Here is a 2,900-nt window from a genome sequence, read left to right as displayed (position 1 = left end):
CACTTCCTGCGTGGCGGGATTGACGATATCGCGCCATTGCGTCGAGGCCGACTCGACGAATTCTCCGTTGATCAACAGCTTAACGGTCGGGCGGCTCGCGCCGGCGGCGGAAGAGGCACTCATCGATGGGCTCCGGTTCGGTTCAGGGGGCGATGCAGCGCGCACCGGCTCGCTGCAGGTGGGCAATCCGGCACCCATGCCGGCGCAGCTTGCTCGGATAACGTCTGGGCAAAGGCGTCGCCAGCATTGGCACGCGCTTTCACCGCAGCTCGGGGAAGTCGTCTACCCAATACTCGCCGGGCAAGTGCTCGGCCGCTTCGCCGCGCTCCATCTCGCGGCGGCGCAATTCGACTCGGCGGATCTTGCCGGAGATTGTTTTCGGCAGTTCATAAACTTCGAGGCGCCGGATGCGTTTGTACGGAGACAGCCGATCGCGCGAAAACGCGAAGATGCTTTTGGCGAGTTCCGGCGTGAACGTGTAGCCGTGGCGCAGCATGACGTACGCCTTCGGCACTGACAGTCGCAATGGGTCGGGACTCGGCACCACCGCGGCTTCCGCGACCGCCTCGTGTTCGATCAGCGCGCTCTCGAGTTCGAACGGGCTCAAGCGATAGTCCGACGATTTGAAGACATCGTCCGCGCGGCCGATATAGACGTAGTAGCCATCGGCTCGTCGCATGGCGACATCGGATGTGTGATAGCGGCCCTCGCGCATGACGTGGGCGGTCGCGTCGGCGTTGTTCGCATAGCGAGTCATGAGGCCGGCCGGGCGTTCGCCAGCTTCGGCTTGTTCGGCCGTCTCGGCTTGCGGGCCGAGTGGAAGGGCGATTTCGCCTTCCTCGGCGCATTGCCCGTCCGCATCGACCAGCATCACGCGGTAGCCGGGCATGGGGCGCCCCATCGATCCTGGCACCACGGGTTGCCCGGGTGAATTGCCGATCTGGCAGGTGGTCTCGGTCTGCCCGTAGCCGTCGCGGATCGTGATGCCCCAAGCCGCTTTGACGCGCTCGATGATTTCCGGATTCAGCGGTTCGCCCGCGCCGACAATCTCGCGCAGCGAGACGGCATACGATGCCAGCGGCTCCTGCACGAGCATGCGCCAGACCGTTGGGGGCGCGCAGAGCGTGGTGATGCCGTGGCGCGTCAGCGTGTCGAGCACGGTATTCGCATCGAACCGCGCGTAATTGAGCACGAAGACGCAGGCTTGGGCGTTCCACGGTGCGAAAAAGCAGCTCCAGGCATGCTTCGCCCAACCCGGCGAGCTGATGTTCCAATGTACGTCGCCCGGTTGCAGGCCCACCCAGTACATCGTCGACAAGCTGCCCACCGGGTAGCTCTCGTGCGTATGCTCGACGAGCTTCGGCTTGGAAGTCGTGCCGGAAGTGAAGTAGAGCAGCAGCGGATCATTGGCGCGTGTGGCGGCGCCCGGTTCGAACGCCGGCGAGGCCGCGTAGCCGTCTTCGAAACGGCGCCAGCCCTGGGGGGACGAACTGGCTTGCGCGCCGACCACCACTCTGACGAGCGGGGCATCGATACCGTCGAATTTGCCGCATTCCGCCGCGTCGACGATCGCGAACGCGGGTTGTCCGATCTCGACGCGCTCGCGCAGATCGTCCGCGGACAGTTGCGTCGTCGCGGGCATGAGAATGGCGCCCAGCTTGATCGCGGCAAGCATGGCATCCCAGAGCTCGACGCGATTGGGCAGCATGAGCAAGATGCGATCGCCGCGGCCGACGCCGAGTTCCCGTAGAAAGTTGGCGATCCGCGCCGAGCGTTCGGACATCTGCGAGAACGAAAGCCGGGTTTCCTGCCCGCTGCCGGCGTCGACGATCCGCAGGGCGGGCGCATCGTTGCCGCGCGCGATTTCGTCGAAGTAATCGATGGCCCAATTGAAATCGTCCAGCGCCGGCCAGGCGAAGTGGCGATAAGCGGTGTCGTAATCCGCCCGGTGGCGCAACAGGAAATCGCGCGCGGTGAGAAAGCGCTGTGATGGGTTCATGCTTGTCTCCTCTCGCCCTTTGGGGCGTCCGGCCCGTGCAACGTCGGATTGCTTCGCCGAGAATGCGGGCGCGTTTCCTGAGTTATAGACGCAGTCGCAACCGCGGATGCGTCGGTATCGCCGGCAGCGTGAAGCTTTGGCCGATGCTTTGGCCGATGCCTTGGCCGATTCTTTGGCCGCTTATGCCGATGGACTACGCGTCGAAGTGTAGGCAGCGGGGGCGTCGCTTTCGATGCTCAAGCCGCTCACTTTGCGTGAGCGCATTTGCCACCCGGCGGGCGCACGCGTGCAGGGGGAGGAACGAGAGAGGAAATTCGGGAAGGCGATGGGGGAGCGGATCTGGCTAACCGATCCGGATAGCCGGATCCTTGTCGTGCTTACCGCAAGCCGAGCCCGCGCAGGACGGCGCTGCCGTCTTCGGTCAACTGAAAACCGGTCCCACCCGATTCGAGTGGGATGGATTCCACCAGGCCCGCCTCTTGCAGCATGGGAATCTCGGGCTTCGCGGCAACGTCGATCGGCGAGTGCAGCAAGAGCAGCAGCGTGGCGATTTCGTGATGGCTCAGGATGCGCCGCAGTATCCGCCGCGGCTTGCTCGGCGTGGCATGTTCATTCAGGTCAGTCATCGGGCCGGCCTCCAACACATATAGCAGCGGCCAGATGTTGATTTCGGCGGCTTAAAGCATCCTTAAAACAGACAGATGGGTCTGCAACGGAATGTTACGGGCCGCCGCGCCGGACGAGCGGATCGGTTGGCCAAGGCGCGGCCGGTCCCGGTGGGGCGTGGCGCTTGGACCGCTCAAAGATGACGGGCGATGACCATCCGCTGCACTTCGCTCGTGCCTTCGTAGATTTGCGTGATGCGCGCGTCGCGGTAGTGGCGCTCGACCGGATAGTCCGC

3 protein-coding genes are annotated in these 2,900 nt (G+C 64.3%); all 3 read right to left on the bottom strand.

The window, feature by feature from the left end; genetic code table 11:
• Nucleotides 1-259 precede the first annotated feature (259 nt).
• A complete protein-coding gene (locus ACTHL0_RS20535; protein WP_440568726.1) occupies nucleotides 260-1,999 on the bottom strand; it encodes an AMP-binding protein in 1,740 nt (579 codons plus the stop codon).
• Between the two features lie 377 nt (nucleotides 2,000-2,376).
• Nucleotides 2,377-2,625: a hypothetical protein gene (locus tag ACTHL0_RS20530; protein WP_440568725.1), complete on the bottom strand. Its 249-nt coding sequence runs from the start codon at nucleotides 2,623-2,625 to the stop codon at nucleotides 2,377-2,379.
• A gap of 173 nt (nucleotides 2,626-2,798) precedes the next feature.
• The coding region (locus ACTHL0_RS20525; RefSeq protein ID WP_440568727.1) for an acyl-CoA dehydrogenase family protein at nucleotides 2,799-2,900 on the bottom strand (102 nt) is incomplete at its 5' end.

Source organism: Trinickia sp. (assembly GCF_051961175.1).
Taxonomy (GTDB): Bacteria; Pseudomonadota; Gammaproteobacteria; order Burkholderiales; family Burkholderiaceae; genus Trinickia.
Note: the sequence above shows the minus strand (reverse complement) of the source record. Positions and strands in the feature narration are given on the sequence as shown.